The 18,025-nt window shown below is 63.9% G+C and carries 16 protein-coding genes; 10 read left to right on the top strand and 6 right to left on the bottom strand.

Going from position 1 to position 18,025, the window contains the following annotated elements; genetic code table 11:
• Window position 1: 1 nt before the first annotated feature.
• Complete coding sequence (locus VFA16_RS11845; RefSeq protein ID WP_324967986.1) at window positions 2-496, top strand: DNA-deoxyinosine glycosylase; 495 nt, start codon at window positions 2-4, stop codon at window positions 494-496.
• Here the strand turns inward: VFA16_RS11845 and VFA16_RS11850 are convergent.
• Window positions 491-1,882, bottom strand: a complete 1,392-nt coding sequence (locus VFA16_RS11850; protein WP_324967987.1) for an amidase — start codon at window positions 1,880-1,882, stop codon at window positions 491-493. The two genes, VFA16_RS11845 and VFA16_RS11850, sit on opposite strands and share 6 nt — an antisense overlap.
• Before the next feature lie 38 nt (window positions 1,883-1,920).
• On the opposite strand from VFA16_RS11850, the gene VFA16_RS11855 reads away from it, so the two are divergent.
• Genes VFA16_RS11855 through VFA16_RS11865 form a run of 3 tightly spaced genes read left to right on the top strand, consistent with a single transcriptional unit; the run spans window position 1,921 to window position 4,002 of the window.
• Window positions 1,921-3,081: a MalY/PatB family protein gene (locus VFA16_RS11855; protein ID WP_324967988.1), complete on the top strand. Its 1,161-nt coding sequence runs from the start codon at window positions 1,921-1,923 to the stop codon at window positions 3,079-3,081.
• A 24-nt stretch (window positions 3,082-3,105) separates the two neighbouring features.
• Window positions 3,106-3,534, top strand: coding sequence for an HIT family protein (locus tag VFA16_RS11860; RefSeq protein ID WP_324967989.1), 429 nt, complete (start codon window positions 3,106-3,108; stop codon window positions 3,532-3,534).
• 9 nt (window positions 3,535-3,543) lie between these two features.
• Complete coding sequence (locus VFA16_RS11865) at window positions 3,544-4,002, top strand: nitroreductase family deazaflavin-dependent oxidoreductase (RefSeq protein ID WP_324967990.1); 459 nt, start codon at window positions 3,544-3,546, stop codon at window positions 4,000-4,002.
• Here VFA16_RS11865 and VFA16_RS11870 read toward each other — a convergent pair.
• A complete protein-coding gene (locus VFA16_RS11870; RefSeq protein ID WP_324968008.1) occupies window positions 3,999-5,036 on the bottom strand; it encodes an LLM class flavin-dependent oxidoreductase in 1,038 nt (345 codons plus the stop codon). The two genes, VFA16_RS11865 and VFA16_RS11870, sit on opposite strands and share 4 nt — an antisense overlap.
• A gap of 20 nt (window positions 5,037-5,056) precedes the next feature.
• Window positions 5,057-5,923 (bottom strand): uracil-DNA glycosylase, encoded by an 867-nt coding sequence (locus VFA16_RS11875; RefSeq protein ID WP_414687700.1) that lies wholly within the window; start codon window positions 5,921-5,923, stop codon window positions 5,057-5,059.
• Between the two features lie 54 nt (window positions 5,924-5,977).
• Here VFA16_RS11875 and VFA16_RS11880 point away from each other — a divergent pair, with 54 nt between their 5' ends.
• The 4 genes from VFA16_RS11880 to VFA16_RS11895 are packed head-to-tail and all read left to right on the top strand — an operon-like array spanning window position 5,978 to window position 9,942.
• Complete coding sequence (locus VFA16_RS11880) at window positions 5,978-7,225, top strand: MFS transporter (RefSeq protein WP_324967992.1); 1,248 nt, start codon at window positions 5,978-5,980, stop codon at window positions 7,223-7,225.
• 9 nt (window positions 7,226-7,234) lie between these two features.
• Window positions 7,235-8,602 carry an FAD-binding oxidoreductase gene (locus VFA16_RS11885; protein ID WP_324967993.1) on the top strand — a complete coding sequence of 456 codons (1,368 nt, stop codon included), beginning with the start codon at window positions 7,235-7,237 and terminating at the stop codon, window positions 8,600-8,602.
• 49 nt (window positions 8,603-8,651) lie between these two features.
• Window positions 8,652-9,461, top strand: a complete 810-nt coding sequence (locus VFA16_RS11890) for a 1-acyl-sn-glycerol-3-phosphate acyltransferase (RefSeq protein WP_324967994.1) — start codon at window positions 8,652-8,654, stop codon at window positions 9,459-9,461.
• Window positions 9,462-9,465: 4 nt separating this feature from the next.
• Window positions 9,466-9,942: an SRPBCC family protein gene (locus tag VFA16_RS11895; RefSeq protein WP_324967995.1), complete on the top strand. Its 477-nt coding sequence runs from the start codon at window positions 9,466-9,468 to the stop codon at window positions 9,940-9,942.
• A 230-nt stretch (window positions 9,943-10,172) separates the two neighbouring features.
• Here VFA16_RS11895 and VFA16_RS11900 read toward each other — a convergent pair whose 3' ends face one another.
• Complete coding sequence (locus tag VFA16_RS11900) at window positions 10,173-11,609, bottom strand: restriction endonuclease (protein ID WP_324967996.1); 1,437 nt, start codon at window positions 11,607-11,609, stop codon at window positions 10,173-10,175.
• 352 nt (window positions 11,610-11,961) lie between these two features.
• Between VFA16_RS11900 and VFA16_RS11905 the strand changes: the two genes are divergently transcribed.
• The gene (locus VFA16_RS11905) at window positions 11,962-14,988 is read left to right on the top strand and encodes a TrlF family AAA-like ATPase (protein ID WP_324967997.1); all 3,027 of its coding nucleotides are present in this window, start codon (window positions 11,962-11,964) and stop codon (window positions 14,986-14,988) included.
• A gap of 897 nt (window positions 14,989-15,885) precedes the next feature.
• On the opposite strand, the gene VFA16_RS11910 is transcribed toward VFA16_RS11905, so the two are convergent.
• Entirely contained in the window at window positions 15,886-16,149 is a 264-nt protein-coding gene (locus VFA16_RS11910; RefSeq protein ID WP_324967998.1) for a type II toxin-antitoxin system RelE/ParE family toxin, read from the bottom strand.
• A gap of 8 nt (window positions 16,150-16,157) precedes the next feature.
• The gene (locus tag VFA16_RS11915; RefSeq protein ID WP_324967999.1) at window positions 16,158-16,439 is read right to left on the bottom strand and encodes a type II toxin-antitoxin system Phd/YefM family antitoxin; all 282 of its coding nucleotides are present in this window, start codon (window positions 16,437-16,439) and stop codon (window positions 16,158-16,160) included.
• A 353-nt stretch (window positions 16,440-16,792) separates the two neighbouring features.
• On the opposite strand from VFA16_RS11915, the gene VFA16_RS11920 reads away from it, so the two are divergent.
• Window positions 16,793-18,016 (top strand): cytochrome P450, encoded by a 1,224-nt coding sequence (locus VFA16_RS11920; RefSeq protein WP_324968000.1) that lies wholly within the window; start codon window positions 16,793-16,795, stop codon window positions 18,014-18,016.
• The last annotated feature ends 9 nt before the right edge of the window (window positions 18,017-18,025 follow it).

Raw genomic sequence — 18,025 nt, forward strand, 5'->3', positions numbered from 1 at the left:
GATGACCACGCCGCTGCTCGAGGGATTGCCGCTGGTTGCCGCTCATGGCGCCCGGGTGCTGATCCTCGGCTCGTTCCCCAGCGCCCACTCGCTGGCCATGCGCCAGTACTACGCCAATCCGCGAAATGCGTTCTGGCGAATTACCGCTGAGCTGTTCGGCTTCGTTCCGGACGCCCCCTACGAAAACCGATTGGCCGCTTTGCAATCGCGCGGGGTGGCGCTGTGGGATGTGCTGCGCAGATGCCGCCGCTCCGGGAGTTCGGACGCCAAGATCGAGCCGAACAGCATGGTGGTCAACGACTTTGCCCAGCTGTTCGCGAACTACCCCACGATTAGCCGGGTGTACTTCAACGGCGAGAAGGCGACCACCGTGTTTGGCAGGCTGGTCCGGATCGACGCGTCGGTCAGCTATCACCGGCTGCCGTCGACCAGCCCGGCCAATGCGATCTCGCTTGACAGGAAACTGGCGGCATGGCAAGTGATTTCGCTGTCATGACACCGGCGGGCGCCGGTGCGCCCAGGGCCTGGCACTCTCGATCTGGGCGCTGAGCGCGAGCAATGTCGCCTCGTCGTCGGGCCGGCCAACCAGCTGAACACCGAAGGGCAGCCCGTCGCGGTCCAACGCCCACGGCACCGCAGCCACGGGCTGGCCGGTCAGGTTCCAGATTTCGAAAAACGGAACGTGGCGCGCTACTAGCAGCAGACTCGACACCGCACCGCGGCGTTGGTAGGCGCCGACGCGGGGTGGTCCGGTGGCGTTAGCCGGTGTCACCAGCACGTCGGCGTCGTCGAAGATGGATTGGATACGGGCGATCACCGGTGGGTCGCCGGCGCGCACGGCCGCCATCACCCGGTCGGAGATCAGCCGCCCGATGCGCGCCATGTTGCGGGTGCGAGCCTCCAGCCGCTCGGGATGAGGCAAGGTGTGGGCATCGTCGTAGATGCCACGGAAGTACCTCGGCAGGTAATGACCGGAGATCGCCGTCGCCGGGTAGTCGGGGTCACGGGCGATGACGTGGTGGCCGAGCTCACGGAGCAGCTCACCTGCCTGGCGAACTGCCTCCTTCTGCTCCTTGCCGCACTTGACCATCAACGGGGGTGGAACCTTGGTGGTCAAGGCGATTCGCAGCCGGCCCGGGTTTCGCGCGGCCGCGGCGACGAACCCGCCGTCGGGGCCGGGCTGTGTCGTCGTCGCATCGAGAAACACCGCCGCATCGGTCACTGAACGCGCGATTGGGCCGTTGACGCTCAGGCCGCACCACGCGTCGTCGTGTGGCGCCAGCGAGACCCGGCCGCGCTGGGTTTTGAGACCGAACAGACCGCACCACGTCGACGGGATGCGGATCGAGCCGCCGCCGTCGGAGCCCAGCGCCAGCGAGGCGAGTCCGGCGGCCACCGCAGCGCCGCTGCCGCCGCTGCTGCCGCCAGGCGTGCGGGAGAGGTCCCACGGATTGCGGGTGGCGCCGAAGCTCACCGACTCGGTGAAGGGCATCATCAGCAACTCGGGCACCGCGGTTTTGCCGATGATCACCGCGCCCGCGGCGCGCAGCGCGCGGACCACTTCGGCGTCTTGCGTTGCCGCTGGACCGTGGGCGCTGGTGCCGTAAGTGGTTGTCTGCCCGGCGATGTCGACGTCGTCTTTGATCGCGATCGGGACCCCTAGCAGCGGCAGTCGTTCACCGGCATCCAAGCGGCGTTGTGCGTCGGCGGCCTCCTGGCGTGCGGTGTCGGCCAACACGACGCGGTAACACCGCAGCTGCGGGTCCAGCCGAGCGATGCGGTCCAGGTAGATCTCGAGCAGCTCAGCGGCGGTGACGGTGCCAGCGGCCAGCATCCGCGCCTGTTCGGCGGCGCCGGCGTAGGCCAGGTCCCGAGGGTCCACCGCGGCAGCGTATCGTGCCGTCCGGGCAGACTACTGGCATGACCGACACGGTGTTCGATGCATTGAGCGAAGAGCAGCTTCGCCGACGGAAGACCATCAAATGGACCTACTTCGAGCCCGACGTGTTGCCGCTGTGGATCGCCGAGATGGATTTCCCCACCGCACCGGCCGTGCTCGACGCCGCGCGCGCGTGCGTCGATAACCAGGAATTCGGCTATCCACCGGTCGAAGATGACCTCGCGACGGCGACCGCCGACTGGTGCCAGCGCCGCTACGGCTGGCGCGTCCAGCCCGGCTGGGTCCGCGTCGTTCCCGACGTGCTCAAGGGCATGGAGGTCGTCATCAACTTCCTGACCCGCCCGGAGAGCCCCGTCGTCTTGCCCGTGCCGGCCTACATGCCGTTCTTTGACGTGCTGCGGGTCACCGGTCGGCAACGCGTGGAAATCCCGATGCTGCAAGATGTTTCGGGCCGATACGTCATGGACTTGGAAGCGCTCGACGCGGCCTTTGCCGGCGGTGCCGGATCGCTGATTCTGTGCAACCCGAACAACCCGCTCGGCACGGCGTTCACCGCGGACGAGATGCGCGCCATCGTCGACGTCGCAGAAAGACACGGCGGACGGGTGATCGCCGACGAAATCCATGCGCCTCTGATCTACGCCCGGCCCCACGTCGCAGCCGCCTCCGTTTCCGACACGGCCGCCGAAACGGTGATCACGCTGATGTCGGCGTCCAAAGGCTGGAACCTGCCCGGCTTGATGTGTGCCCAAGTGATCCTGTCCAACCGCCGCGACATCGACGAGTGGGACCGGATCAACATGCTGCACAAAATGGGCGCGTCCACGGTCGGTATCCGCGCCAACATCGCGGCCTACCAGCACGGCGCCGCGTGGCTGGACGAGCTGCTCCCCTACCTGAAGGCCAACCGCGACCACGTCGCCCGGACCCTGCCCGAGGTGGTCCCTGGACTGAAGATCAACCGGCCGGAGGCCACCTACATGTCGTGGGTCGATTTCCGCGCGCTGAACCTGCCGGCCGAACCGGCGGATTACTTGGTGTCCAAAGCCAAGGTCGCGTTGAGCCCGGGCATCCCGTTCGGCGCCACGGTAAGCGCAGGGTTTGCGCGGCTGAACTTCGGCACCACCCGCGCGATCCTCGACCGCGCGATCGAGGCGATAGCTGCCGCGGTGCCGACCTGATGGCCAACCCAGTACCGTAGCCGCATGTCCTGCGTGTTCTGTGAGGTCGTCGCCGGGGAGGCTCCGGGGATCAAGATCTACGAAGACGACGACTATCTCGCCATCCTCGACATCCGTCCGTTCACTCGCGGCCACACCCTGGTGGTGCCCAAGCGGCACACCACCGACCTGACCGATACGCCGCCGGAAACCTTGGCGGGACTGGTCACCATCGGCCAGCGGATAGCGCGCGCCGCGCGGGCGACCGAACTGGCCGACGCCACCCATCTCGCGGTCAACGATGGTCCGGCCGCCTTCCAGACGGTGGCACATCTTCATCTGCACGTGGTGCCGCGGCGCGAGGGCGACAAGCTGTCGTTCGCCAAAGGCGTACTGCTCCGCCGCGACCCCGACCGGGAAGCCACCGCACAGATCCTGCGCGAGGCGCTGGCGCGGATCGACGCCGGCCAGTAAGACTGGGCCATGACCAATCTTTCGCCGATCGAGCAGGTCGGCGCACAGCTGCTGCGGATCCACGACTTCATCTACCAAAAGAGCAACGGCCGGATCGGCCACCGGATACCAGGGGCGCCGCCGAGCCTGCTGCTGCACACAACCGGCGCCAAGACCGGGCAGCCACGCACCACCTCGTTGACGTATGCGCGTGACGGCGACTCTTATCTGATCGTCGCCTCCAACGGCGGAGCACCGCGCTACCCGGGCTGGTACCACAACCTGCGTAAGCGTCCCGAGTGCGAAATCAATGTAGGCCCAAAGCGATTCGCTGTTACCGCGAAGCAGGTCAATCCCGACGACGCCGACTATTTGCGACTGTGGCAGATCGTCAACAAGAACAACGCCAACCGCTACACCGCTTACCAGCGCAAGACATCGCGGCCGATCCCGGTGTTCGTGTTGACGCCGCGCGACAAGGCTGCCTAGAACAGCTCTTTCGCCAGCAATTCCAGGGTCTTTTCCCGGCCCGGCGCGGTCGCCGGGTCGGTGCCGCGGTGCGCCGAGGCGACCGGGTTGACCATCACCTCGTCGACGCCGAACCGGTCGGTGAGCGCACGCAGCTGGTCGGCTGCCTCGGCGGGGGCGCCTACGACGGCACGTTTAAGCCCGCTGCCGACGATGCGCTGCTGTTCGGGTGTGAGCTCGGCAGTTTGGGCGTCTTCGACCAGCTGCAGCGGTCCGAGCGGCTGCCCCGTACGCATGCGGGCCAGCATGTGCAGGTTGGGCAGCATCAAAGCTATTGCGTCCTCGCGGGTTTCGGCCACCGCGGCGTTCACCGTCAGAAATGTCGTCGGTTCGGCGGCTAGCTTGCTGGGCTTGAATTTCGAGCGGTAGACCGCGAGCGCTTCTTCGGTTCCCTTGCCGGAGAAGTGGTGGGCGAAGACGTAGGGCAGCCCCTTGGCCGCGGCCAGGTGCGCCGAATACATCGACGACCCGAGCAGCCACAGCCGCGGTTCGCTGACCGCGGCCGGGGTGGCCTTGAGGATGTAGTCGTGATTGCGGATCGGCACCCGCACGCCGCGCGCGCTCATCAACGCAACGACGTCGTCGAGGTAATCGGGGAAGTTCTCGATGTCGCGATCGTCGCGGCCGGCCGGACCCCGCAGCGCCAGCGACGTCACCGGATCGGAGCCGGGCGCGCGACCGATACCGAGATCGATGCGGCCCGGCGCGGCGGCTTCCAGCAGCGCGAACTGTTCGGCCACCGCGAGCGGCGCGTGGTTGGGCAGCATCACCCCGCCCGAGCCCAGCCGCAGCTGCGTGGTCTGCGCGGCCAGATATGCGATCAACACCGGCGGGCTGGTCGCGGCGATGGAGGGCATGTTGTGGTGTTCGGCGACCCAGTAGCGGGTGTAGCCCAGCCGGTCCGCGGTCTGAGCCAGCCGCACCGTAGCGGCCAGCGCATCCGACGTCGACTGGTCGGTGCGCACGGGGACAAGATCGAGAACGGACAGTCGCACGACCTTGTCAACGCCGCCGGTCATTGGGATAGTCCTGCGATCGTCGCCGCCCGGCCGAAGACGTCGTCGAGCATCGCCGGCGTCAACTTGCCGGTGAACGTGTTCTGCTGGCTGGGGTGGTAACAACCCAGCAGCACCACCTCGCACCCGCCCGCGCGCAGTGTGGCCTGTGCGCCGTGGCCGAATTGCGGCGACGGTCGGCTGACCTCCCCGCCAGCGGTGCGCACCATCCGCAGCGCCGCGCGCCATCCAAAACCGCCCAGCGCCACGATCACCCGCACGTCGCCTTCGGCGAGCCGCCATTCGGCATCCAGCCACGGGGCGCAATTTGCCCGCTCGACGGGCGTCGGCGCGTTGTCCGGCGGTGCGCACCGCACCGCGGCCACCACCCGGGTGGCATTGAGCTCCAGGCCGTCGGCGGCGTCGACGCTGATCGGCGAGTTGGCCAGACCGGCCCGGTGCAACGCGGCGAACAACACGTCGCCCGAGCGGTCGCCGGTGAACACCCGCCCGGTGCGGTTGCCGCCGTGCGCCGCCGGCGCCAACCCGACCACCAACACCCGCGGGCGTTCTGCACCCCAGCCCGGAATCGGCCTGCCCCAATAGGGTTCGGCGGCGAACGACCGTCGCTTGGTGATAGCGACGTGCTCGCGCCATTCCACCAAGCGTGGGCACGCCCGGCACACCGACACCACTGCGTCAAGCTCCGCCACTGTGTGGACGGCCTCGGCTATAGACACCACCTGCGCCGGTGTCGATGCCACCGCGGTCTGGGATGTCGCCGGATCGCCGGGCCATCCAGTTCCGGGAGGTACCGGAGAGTCGAACAGTGCGGCGGTACGGGGATGGGCGAGGCTCACCGGTCTACTGTGCACGGCTGGGCACATCCGGCAAAAATCGCTCGCCGCCGTTGTGGGTGCGCTGCTAGATTCCCCACTCTCATGCCCACCTCGTCGCGCCGACCGGCCTACCTCATCTTGTTCGCGGCACTGGCCGCCGCGGCGGGCAACGGCATCTCGCTGGTGGCTTTTCCCTGGCTGGTGTTGCAGCGTAACGGCAGCGCGGTCGACGCGTCGATCGTGGCCGGGGCAGCGTCGCTGCCACTGCTGTTTTCCACGCTGATCGCCGGCACTGCGGTGGATTACCTTGGCCGACAGCGCATTTCGATCCTCTCCGACGTGCTGTCGGGCAGCACGGTGGCTGCGGTGCCGGTACTGGCGATCACCGTGGGCCAGCGGAACATCACTGTCGGGATCCTCGCGGTGCTGGCCGCACTGGGTGCACTGTTCGATCCCGCAGGCATCACCGCGCGCGAATCGATGCTGCCCGAAGCAGCCGCGCAGGCCGGGTGGACGCTGGACCGCACCAACGGCCTTTACGAGGCGATCTTCAACGTTGCCTACATCGTCGGCCCCGGGCTCGGTGGCGCGCTGATCGCAACCATTGGCGGGGTCAACACGATGTGGGTGGCGGCCGGGGCGTTCGGCGTATCGATTGCGGCGATCAGCGTGCTGCGGCTGGCCGGTGCCGGACCACCGCCGGTTGGTGAACGCCCCGGCAGTCCATGGTCGGGGATGGTCGATGGATTGCGGTTCGTGTGGAACGTCAAAGTGTTACGCACGCTGGCGCTGATCGACTTGGCGATGACCGGACTGTATTTGCCGATGGAAAGCGTACTGTTTCCGAAGTACTTCACCGACCGCAAGGAGCCCGCGCACCTGGGCTGGGTGCTGATGGCGCTGAGCATCGGTGGGTTGGCCGGCGCCTTGGCGTATCCGGTCGTGGTCCGGTGGCTAAGTCGACGCACCACGCTGCTGGCCGCGACGTTGACGCTCGGCGTGTGCACCGCGTTGATCGCGATGTTGCCCCCGCTGGCTGTGATCTTGGTGCTGTGCGCGCTGATCGGCCTGGTCTACGGGCCGATCGCGCCGATCTACAACTACGTGATGCAGACGCGGTCGCCGCCGCAGTTACGGGGCCGCGTCTTCGGTGTGATGACGTCGCTGGCGTATGCGGCCGGGCCGTTGGGTTTCATGCTGGCAGGACCGCTGACCGACGCCGCAGGGTTGCGGACGACGTTTTTGGTGCTGGCCATTCCGATGACCGTGATCGGGCTGGTGTCGCTGCCGCTGCCGTCGCTGCGTGAGCTCGATCGCTTGGCGGAGCTGGCCGTCGATCCGAAACCGTAGGATCGGTCCGTGGGCGCGGATGTGTTAGCCAGCCTGATCGCCGAGTTGCCGGACGGCATGGTCGTCACGGACCCGGCGGTCACCGAGGGCTACCGGCAAGACCGCGCGTTCGACCCGTCGGCGGGAAAGCCGATGGCGGTGGTGCGGCCACGGCGCACCGCAGAGGTGCAGACCGTCATGCGCTGGGCCACTGAGCACCGGGTGCCGGTGGTGCCGCGCGGCGCGGGCACCGGTCTTTCGGGTGGGGCCACCGCCGTGGATGACGGAATCGTGCTGTCGACGGAGAAGATGCGTGACATCGTCGTCGACCCGGTCACCCGCACCGCAGTATGCCAGCCCGGGCTGCTCAACGCTGAAGTGAAGAAGACCGTCGCCGAATACGGGCTGTGGTATCCGCCGGACCCGTCGTCGTACGAGATCTGCAGCATCGGCGGCAACATCGCCACCAACGCCGGCGGGCTGTGCTGCGTCAAATACGGAGTCACCACCGACTATGTGCTCGGTGTGCAGGTGGTTTTGGCGGACGGCACCGCGGTACGGCTCGGTGGGCCCCGGCTGAAGGACGTCGCCGGGCTGTCGCTGACCAAGCTGTTCGTCGGGAGCGAGGGCACGCTCGGCATCATCACCGAGGTGACGCTGCGCCTGGTGCCGCCGCAGCAACCGGCGTGCACGGTGGTTGCCAACTTCGCGTCCGTGGAGGCCGCCGCCGAGGCGGTGCTGGCGGTAAGTGCGCGGCTTCGCCCGGCGATGCTGGAGTTCATGGATTCGGTGGCCATCAACGCGGTGGAGGACAAGCTGCGCATGGGGCTAGATCGCGACGCCGCCGCGATGTTGCTGGCCTGCTCCGACGAACGGGGCCACGGGGGCCGTGAGGACGCGGAGTTCATGGCTGGGGTGTTTACCGAATACGGTGCGACCGAAGTCTTTTCGACAGACGACCCCGAGGAGGGCGAGGCGTTTGTCGCGGCGCGCCGGTTCGCGATCCCCGCGGTAGAGGCGAAGGGACCGCTGCTGCTCGAAGACGTCGGTGTGCCACTGCCCGCGCTGGCCGACCTGGTGAGCGGTATCGCCGCGATCGCCGCCGAGCGTCAGCTGATGATTTCACTGATCGCGCACGCCGGCGACGGCAACACGCATCCGTTGATCGTCCACGACCCGACCGATGCGGCGGTGACCGAACGAGCACAGCTGGCCTACGGCGAGATCATGGACTTGGCGTTGCACCTGGGCGGCACGATCACCGGCGAACACGGCGTCGGGCGGTTGAAGCGGCCGTGGCTTGCCGACCAGCTGGGGCCGGACGCGATGGCGCTGAATCGCCGGATCAAAGAAGCGCTGGATCCGCTGGGCATCCTGAACCCGGGCTCAGGAATCTGAACAGTGCAAACGGTTCTTTTGGCTGCGCTGCAGCAATTAACGTGGTCATGTGACTGACACAGCGCTGCCAGTGGAGTTGCGCGAACGCGACCCGCGGTTCATTCGTACGATGCTGCCGACTCTGTGGCTCATGGCGAGCGTCTGGTTTCGCGCCGAGGTCGACGGCTTCGAGAATGTTCCGGACGAGCCGGTGCTGTTCGTCGGCAATCACAGCGGCGGCGGCGCGACGCCCGACACCGCTATCTTCCTGCTTGCCTATAACACATACTTCACGGTCGAGGGCCGACCGCTGTACGCCTTGGCGCATGACATCCTCACCAGGACGCCAGGCTTTGGTCCGCTGATGCGCAAGCTTGGAGTCGTTCCCGCCCACCATTCCTGCGCCGAAAAAGTTTTCACCAGCGGCGGTTCGGCCCTGGTCTACCCTGGCGGCGACGTCGAGGCGCTGCGGCCTTGGCGTGACCGCAACAGAATTGTGTTCTCCGGCCGAAAGGGCTTCCTGCAGCTCGCGCACCGATGCAACGTCAAGATCGTGCCGGTCGTGGCCACCGGCGGTCACGACACCTTCTTTGTTCTCAACGACGGCCAGCGCACCGCCAAGGCGCTGCGATTGGACAGAGTGACGCGTGTCAAAACCCTACCCGTGACTCTCAGCATCCCGTGGGGGCTGTCACCTGTTCCACTGCCGTTTGTTCCGCTGCCGGCAAAGATCCGGGTGCAGGTGCTCGAACCGATCGACCTGCGCGCTCGATTCGGCCAGGAGCCGGACTGGGATCACGCCTACGACTACTTCACCAGCGTCATGCAAGTTGGACTGTCACGGTTGGCCAGTAAAACGGTTGTTCCGATGATCAGGTAAGGCGATGGCGCAAACTGTCACGGTCGCCAAGCGCATCCGCCGGCCGCTCGAAGAGGTGGGCGCCTTGGTGGCCGATCCGCACCGGTTCATCCCTGCACTGGCCACAATGGGCCGCTGCGAATACATCGCCGACAGCGACCAAGGGCAGCTGTGGGACGTATTTCTGGTCAGCGGAACCCTGCACCTTGGCGGCCGGGTGCTGGTGACGCACAGCGAAAACGGCCGGCTGAGCTGGCGATCGCTGCGCGGAACCCGTCACACGTTGGAAGGCCGCGTCGAGCGCGACGGCGACGCATGCCGCATCACCTTGGCCTTGACCTATTCACTGACCGGCCTGGTGATCGCCCGGTTCAACGAACTTATCGGACGCGCCATCGTGGCCCGCAACCTGGAAGCCGCCGCCGAGGAGCTGCGCCACCGACTTGAATTCGAGAACGGCAACGTGCCGATCGACGAGTGCCGCGATTCTCGCTCTTCGTAGCTGCGGGAGATCCGAAGACATCCCGGAAGGAGCGCCCAGCAACGTTGCCCTTAGAGCATGCCAGCCTGTAGGTTCCCAAACTGCGTGGCGGACGCTGAGACCCCTACCTGCTACGTTGCAGATTTCTCATCAAATTGGCGGATGCGTTTTTCTCATCTTCGTGGCGGATCCTAGATCCGTGCGGTTGTGCAAATTTTGATTCCACAGAATGCGCGGACCTCCGTGGCCGTTCAAGCTCGACCGAGCGGAACTGGGTGGGGGTGGGAATCATCCCAGGGCTCACCAACAGTTGGCAGGATGCGGACAAGTACGTGCCGCGTGCCGGCCTCACCGACGTATTCGTCAGCTAATTGTCTGACGGCGGTGCGGGTCTTGGTCTCCATCGTGCCGACGACGCCGTCTTTCGACTTGATCGTCACCTCGGTGGTCTCGTCAAGCTCGGCGAGACCGACGTAATCGTAGAGGAAGCCACGTAGGAATATGTTCGTGAAGTCCTCGCGTACGACTTTGATGATCTCGTCCCAGAACGCGTTGCGATCGGCTGCAAGGATGGCTTCGCTGGTCAATTGAGGATCGCTAGCCCGATGCGCGGCAATCATCGGAATGGGGTGCGCGAGCGTGACCCACACCGATGGGAACAGCGGTGCTACGGCCCGAAGAGATTGTTCGTCGTCTTCAGGAAGAACGAACCCGGCTTGGCGCTCGGGGAGCGTATCAATGAGTCGCTGTACATAGGCGTCGTGGTGCCAGCCGACCATGAACTCGAGGTGCTTCACGGCTACGCGGTTCTCGAACAGGCTAGTGAATAGTCTCGCGATGCTCGTTGCATCGAGTTCTATGGCCGGAACAAGTTCAATGTGGCTACCTTCGATTCGAAGGTATGGTTCCTGAGTCAGCGACCCAAACACTTCCTTGTTGTCATCAGCGGCGTCATCGAGGGTGATTTCGCTACCTTGTAGCAAGCGGTTAATGAGGTCTGCCTTGATGCTGTGACGTGCTTCTGCCCGCGCTTGGGCATCGTCTGCAGCTAGCAGGCTCCCACTGACGGAGCCCGCGAGCGCTTCACGAAGACTCTCAACCTTCTTGGCGGGCAAGCGATTACCGCGAGCGTCGACGACCGAATACTCCTCGTCATTCCACCAGACAACCCAGAAGTAGCCGCCGCCGTAGTACGCGGCCTCCACCCGGGAAGTACTAGTACGGAATTGCTTCTCTACAGCTAAGCGAACTGTGTCCTCTGTTGCGATCTCACCTGCCTCGCACGCCCTCCGCAGGAGTTGCTTGCCGTCAAAGATGAAGACGCCCTCGTCCTTTTTCTCAAGCGACGCGAAGCTGCCGCGGACGTTGCCGTTCACCCCATTTAAGGCGACGAGCATACCTACCGTTGCGGGCTTGTCGGCTCGCGCGAGAAAGAGCTTCCCAAGAAACTTCTGCCAGGTGGGCATGTCAACCGGGTCTGCATACGCTTTTGCCTCGCACAGAAGCGGTAACACATGCGATGCCCCCATTACTCCGACCTCGCGTGCACCGATGACGTCGAGCTCGTTACCGCCGGATCCAACGACGTTGGAGTACACGCTTCCGTAGCCCTGGCTCTCGAGCTCGGTATGAACGAGTGCCTCCAGCTGCGCACCCTTGTCTTTGGCGCTGACTCCCAAAACCATCATGGCGGCACCTCCGACTGCTACGGCAAAACGACGAGACAAAATGTGTCCGTAACAGGCATCACCCGAGCTGCTTACCGCAGCCTAGCCGACTGCTGCGGTGTTTCGACCGCCTGCTTAGGAGGCGCACCGCTCGGCGGAGCTCTTTCGGCGTCAGCCGGGTGTGTTCTCGGCGGAAGTCCCGCTGTAGTTCATCGCCGGTTGGAATCCGTGGGCGTCAAGCCGACGAAACCAGATCGTCGGCGTGGTCGCACGGGAAGGAAGCTCGACGACGCTACGATCAGTCCCGTGAACTGGTAGCGACTCACGTCTGCCTCGGCTGGCCGGCGTTGGGAGTCGGTCGAAAGGACAACCCGTGGCAAGGTCGGGAGCAGAGCGGGCGCGCGGCACCGCATGGCGCATCTGGGATCTGCACGTCCATACGCCGGCATCGATCGTTCAGGAGTACGGCGGCAACACCGATGAAGTCTGGTCAAGGTACCTCACTGAACTCGCGAACCTGCCCGAAGACATCGGTGTCATAGGGATCAATGACTACTGGTTCCTCGATGGGTATCGGCGTGTTTCCGAAGCTTGGCGGAGCGGTAGGTTGCCGAACTTGGACGCGATATTCCCGGTGGTTGAGATGCGCCTGGATCAGTTCGGCGGTACCGAAGGCAAACTGTCACGTGTCAATCTTCACGTCGTCTTCGATCCAGACCTCAACCCGGATGTCATCCAAGCTCAATTCCTGAATGCTCTCCAACCTAAGCTGAGACTCTCCCCTGAGCACGAGTCTTTGGGATGGCAGGGCGTCATCACCGAAGAATCGCTAGCTGACCTCGGGAGCAAGATCAAGGAATCTGTGCCCGAAGACCAACTCAGCAAGTACGGTTCCGACCTCCGCGAAGGGTTCAACAACCTCAACGTCTCACTCGGGGATGTTCAAAATGTGCTCTCTGGCCAGTATTTCAAAGGGAGAGCGCTGCTGGGAGTCGGAAAGACTGAGTGGGCGGATATCAAGTGGACGGATCAATCGATCGCCGCAAAGAAAAATGTCATCAACTCCGCAGACCTCATCTTTACAGCATTTCAAGACTCCAACAGGTGGAAGGCGAATGTCGAGTCTCTACGCGCAAGCAAGGTGAACGATCGTCTTCTGGACTGCAGCGACGCTCACTATTTCGCAGGTTCGGACCAGCACATGCGCCTGGGCGCCTGTCAAACCTGGATGAACACCGCTCCGACACTCGCCGGACTGGCATACGCACTTGGAGAGTTCGACCGCCGAGTTTACGTAGGGCTTGAACCGGTCGCTCTCGCTCGAATCCGTAGGAACCCCGAACGATTCATATCGAAAGTGACGGTGAAGTCGGATAAGGAGGACCACGAACTCTTCGATTATGAGGTCCCGCTCAACGCCGGATTCATAGCGGTCGTCGGCAACAAGGGCCAGGGCAAATCTGCCCTGCTTGACTGCATAGCCCTTGCCGGCAACTCGTCACGCAACAGGGAATTTGCATTCCTCACACCGACGCGCTTCCTCAGCACCACAAGTGTGAAGGTCGCCAGAGAGTACTACTCGGAGCTCGAGTGGGCTACTGGAACGACGCGTCGTGCTCAGCTTCCTGACGAACACGATCGGTCTGCCCCCGTGTATGTCGAATACCTGCCGCAGGCTTTCGTCGAACGTGTCTGCAACATCGACCCTGCCATCGGCGACGGGGACGAGTTCGAGCGCGAGCTACGCGTCGTTTTGTTCACGCACATTCGAGAAGAAGAGCGGTCAGGACAGAAGACGTTCGACGCGCTCCTCGCTCAAAAGACGCGCGCATCGCAGGACACCATCAATCGCTTACGTGACGACCTCCGAGCAGTCATCAATTCCTACGTATCGATCGCCTCGTTCCGCGCGGAGAATCGGCTGCCTGAGGTCGAGGGGCGCCATTCGTTGAAGGAAAACGAGGTAGCAGGCGCCGAAGCGGCACTGGAATCCGCAAGGGCCGCGCTCGCTGAGATCGACTTGGCTAGTCGCGATGATGGTGAACTCGAAGCCCTTAAGCAAAGATCCGAGGAAATCGAATCTGCGCGAACCGAAGTGCTTAACAAGCGGACTGAGAACGAACAGCGTCAAGCACGGATTCGACAGGCTGTCAGCACGATGGAGACAATCGCTCAAGAAGCCGAGGTTCTCCGCACGGACGCTGCCGAGCTCAACGCCCGGGCAGCGGACTTCTTCACCGCCGATGGCGATCCGTATGTATCTGTGACCATCGACAACATTCGCTATGACGCCTGGCGCGCGACCGTTGAGGCAGACCTTGCTGCAGCAAGAGTCGAGCACGACGCGCTGGTTCGGGACCTCGAAACGCAAGAGGAAGCACGGCGCCGAAATGCAGAGTCGCTCGCTGCCGCTGATAGCGCACGCGAGCGTGCCCGTCAGCGAGTCCTCCAGTCAGAGGAACGCTTAGCAGCCTTAGTTGGGGACGAGAACGACGAGGAATCACTCAGCGGCCTTCGCGCGCTACGCGCTCGTATCACCGAGGCTCCCGCGGAGATGGAGAGCCTGCGCCAGGAGGTCATCGAGCACGCCGGCCGCATACACAGGGCACTCCGCGCCCAACTCGACGCAGTAGAAGACCTTTATGCACCTGCGTCTGAATTCATTGCGCAAGCCGAGGTCGTTCGGAATGCAGGCCTCGAGTTCAACGCAGAGCTTCGTATGCTGCCGACTTGGCGGAGTATTCCAAGGAGCCTCGACGGTCGGCGCAACGGCGACTTCACTGACTGGCTCGCTGAGTTGCCCCAGCGGATTGAGGACACGAGTTGGGACCAGCTCTCCCCGCAGCTCTTGGAGGCCCTCGTCCGCTTAGAACACGAACGAGGGGAGCCTGACGATCCGTTCAGGAATCCCGCGCACGCCCTGCGCGGGACCACGGACCTGGACGAATTCTTAATGAGCATGTTCGACCTGTCATGGCTAGAAGTTCGCTTCGGTCTGACTGGCGACGGTCTACCGCTATCCCAGCTGTCTCCGGGCCAGCGCGGGCTCGTCCTCGCGCTGTTTTACCTCGTAGTTGACCGTCGTACCACGCCACTGCTTCTCGATCAGCCGGAGGAGAACCTCGACAACGAGACCATTGCATCGAAGCTTGTTCCCGCGATACACGAGGCCGCCGGGCGGCGTCAGACCATCGTGGTCACGCACAACGCAAACCTGGCCATTGTCGGCGATGCTGATCAGATCATCCACTGCCAATTGCGAGATCTGCGGTTTACCGTCAGCAGCGGAAGCATCGCTGAGCTCGACGTCGCACAATTCGCGTTGAACGTCTTGGAAGGGACCAAGCCTGCGTTCGACAACCGCCGTCATAAGTACGAAGCGTTCCCTGAACTCACATGAGTCTCGCTTTCGTGTATCCGTGAGCCTCATGTCCAGTGGCACTACGCGGCCAAGCTTGAATCATTCCCGCCGCAAGTTTCCCTCGACAGTTCGTAATAGTTGCGTAGTCCGTAGAACTCGTCGGCGATATTCATGGCTACCTAGTGGTCGCGGCACCATGCCGATAACTGCGTAATATGTCGTCGCCGTCGTGCCGGTCGCTGGTGACATCGTCCCCAGAATGACGTGTCTGCCCGTCGGTGCCCATGCCGCGCCTCCTAAACGGGATGCCGAATTGCTCGGCCGGCGCCGCAGTAATCACCAATCGCAGCCATCCGCTGTAAGGGATCGTTACAGACGTAATGACCTCGTCAAGCATGACCAATCCACGACCGTGGGAACCATCACCGAAGCGGGCTTGCAGTCTGTGACAGGCGATTCGGCCCGGATCCTGGTGAGTGTATCGGTGAAGAGAACAACTGCAGTTTCACCCGCGCCACGGCAAAATAGCTTCCGGATGCGTATCGATGTGAAAACGGGTCGGCGATGGGGCGAAGGTGTCCAACGTGGAATTCATATCGTGAAAACCCTGGTGCCATAGCGGGATTGGCCCAGTAACAGCGCGAAGCCGAAGAACCGGCCCGTCGAGGTTCTAGCCGCGGCAGCGCCAGCGGCAGTTTCTCGTGGACAACTGCGGTTATGCATGCCAGTAACAGCGGAGTCTAGTCCTAAACCGCTCCCTACCCAGAAACTCGCGCCTGCTGAACACGCACCGTGACCGCTAACAGCTGTGAGTTAGCAACCGTTACAGGATATTTCGTCATACCAGCCGGGTAGTTGGCATTGCGCGCGGCCCTATGTTTTGTGGCGTCAACGCGCATGCAGCCAACGCCAGAGATCCGAGTAGTGAGGCAGCCGTCAGCGCCTGTAAACGTCCGCGCGATGATCGACACGCTGAATCAGCACCAGTGAGTGATCCTCGTCGATCCGGTATAGCAGGCGGTACGGGCCGCGCCGGGCGCTATGCAGCCCGGTCAGTTCACGCCTCAGCGGCTTGCCGACGCGGCGCGGTGCGTGCGCCAGCTCGCCGAACGCGAACTCAATCACGGCCGCCAGCACCCGCGGCGGCAACTTGTGGAGGTCACGCCGCGCGATGGCGGTGAACCGAACCGTGTAACCCAACGGCGGCGTCAGTCGGCACGCCGAGGCACGCCGAACTCGGCGCGAATTTCATCCTCGCCGTACGTGCGCCCAGCGGCAATGTCGGCATCGGCCTCGGCGATTGATTCCTTTATCCCTGGCCGAGAAAGCCAGTACAGCGTCTCTTGGAGCGATTCCCATTCCTCGACGCCGACGAGCACCGCCGCCGGCGCACCGTTTTTGGTGATCGTGATCTGGTCCTGCGTTTGGGCGACCGCATCGACGTACTCGTTAAGCTTGTCTTTAATCTTCGAAATCGGCAGTATCCGCACGCCACCATGTTAGCCTAAATATAGGCCAGCGACAGGCGCTAATTAAGGCCCCATAATGTTACGACACCACCGACCGACTTGGCCTTACAAGTAGTCACCGGCCACAGCAGCATCTTCTAACTGTCGGTGATGGGGAAGCCGCAACCGCAACCTCGAGTGAATCGCCGAGGCTCGCCCCTGATCCATACCTAGCCGAGCTAATCAGTTTCCGGTCTTTGTGACGGATCCGCCACCTTTACGTCGCGAAGTCTGAAATTCCGCCACTTAAAAATGGAACCTACACCAGCGCCGCCCTCAGGTGATCGTTTGATCCGCTGGTTGACAGTCTCGCGCTCATGTCGTATCAATAAGACATGACCGTCGGTTTGTCTCATCAGCCTCGGTTTCAACTTGCTACTGCCGAGACCTGGGCCAATCCGTGGCCGATGTACAAAGCGTTGCGCGACCACGACCCGGTGCATCACGTCGTTCCGCAAGACCGGCCCGAGCAGGACTACTACGTGCTGTCTAGGCACGCCGATATCTGGGGGGCCGCCCGCGACCACGACACGTTCTCGTCGGCGCAGGGCTTGACCGTCAACTACGGTGAGCTGGAAATGATTGGGCTGCAAGACAACCCACCGATGGTCATGCAGGACCCACCGGTGCACACGGAGTTTCGCAAGCTGGTGTCACGTGGTTTCACCCCGCGCCAGGTCGAGGCGGTGGAGCCCAAGGTCCGCGAGTTCGTTGTCGAGCGGATCGAACGGTTGCGCGCCAACGGCGGCGGCGACATTGTCGCTGAACTGTTCAAGCCGCTGCCGTCGATGGTCGTCGCGCACTACCTGGGCGTGCCCGAAGAGGACCGCACCCAGTTCGACGGCTGGACGCAGGCGATCGTCGCGGCCAACACCACCGAGGGCGGCGTCGCCACCGCCGGCGACGCGGTCGGCTCGATGATGGCCTACTTCGCCGAGCTCATCGAGCGTCGCCGCAGCGAACCGGAGGACGACACGATCTCGCATCTGGTGGCGGCCGGCGTCGGCGCCGACGGCGATGTCGCCGGCACGTTATCGATACTCGCGTTCACGTTCACCATGGTCACCGGCGGCAACGACACCACAACTGGAATGCTCGGCGGCTCAATGCCTTTGCTGCACGAGCGCCCGGATCAGCGGCAGCTGCTCGTTGACAATCCCGACCTGATCCCCGACGCCGTCGACGAGCTGCTGCGTCTGACCTCGCCGGTGCAGGGGCTCGCGCGCACCACCACCCGCGACGCGACGATCGGCGACACCACCGTGCCGGCCGGCCGCAAAGTGCTGCTGTTGTACGGATCCGGAAACCGGGATGAACGCCAATACGGTGCTGACGCCGGCGAACTCGACGTGACCAGGTGTCCGCGCAACATCCTGACGTTCAGCCACGGCGCCCACCATTGCCTGGGCGCGGCGGCGGCGCGGATGCAGTCGCGGGTCGCGCTGACCGAGCTCCTAACCCGCTGCCCAAACTTCGAGGTCGACGAGTCCGGGATCGTGTGGGCCGGCGGCAGTTACGTGCGACGTCCCCTGTCGGTGCCCGTCACGGTGACGGCGTGATGGCGGGCA

This window comes from Mycobacterium sp. (assembly GCF_035653355.1).
GTDB lineage: Bacteria > Actinomycetota > Actinomycetes > Mycobacteriales > Mycobacteriaceae > Mycobacterium.

Bases quoted from the DNA above. Each gene is read 5' to 3' on its own strand.
- VFA16_RS11845 (WP_324967986.1), top strand. From the start codon at position 2: ATGACCACGCCGCTGCTCGAGGGATTGCCGCTGGTTGCCGCTCATGGC.
- VFA16_RS11855 (WP_324967988.1), top strand. From the start codon at position 1,921: ATGACCGACACGGTGTTCGATGCATTGAGCGAAGAGCAGCTTCGCCGA.
- VFA16_RS11860 (WP_324967989.1), top strand. From the start codon at position 3,106: ATGTCCTGCGTGTTCTGTGAGGTCGTCGCCGGGGAGGCTCCGGGGATC.
- VFA16_RS11865 (WP_324967990.1), top strand. From the start codon at position 3,544: ATGACCAATCTTTCGCCGATCGAGCAGGTCGGCGCACAGCTGCTGCGG.
- VFA16_RS11875 (WP_414687700.1), bottom strand. From the start codon at position 5,923: ATGTGCCCAGCCGTGCACAGTAGACCGGTGAGCCTCGCCCATCCCCGT.
- VFA16_RS11880 (WP_324967992.1), top strand. From the start codon at position 5,978: ATGCCCACCTCGTCGCGCCGACCGGCCTACCTCATCTTGTTCGCGGCA.
- VFA16_RS11895 (WP_324967995.1), top strand. From the start codon at position 9,466: ATGGCGCAAACTGTCACGGTCGCCAAGCGCATCCGCCGGCCGCTCGAA.
- VFA16_RS11900 (WP_324967996.1), bottom strand. From the start codon at position 11,609: ATGATGGTTTTGGGAGTCAGCGCCAAAGACAAGGGTGCGCAGCTGGAG.
- VFA16_RS11920 (WP_324968000.1), top strand. From the start codon at position 16,793: ATGACCGTCGGTTTGTCTCATCAGCCTCGGTTTCAACTTGCTACTGCC.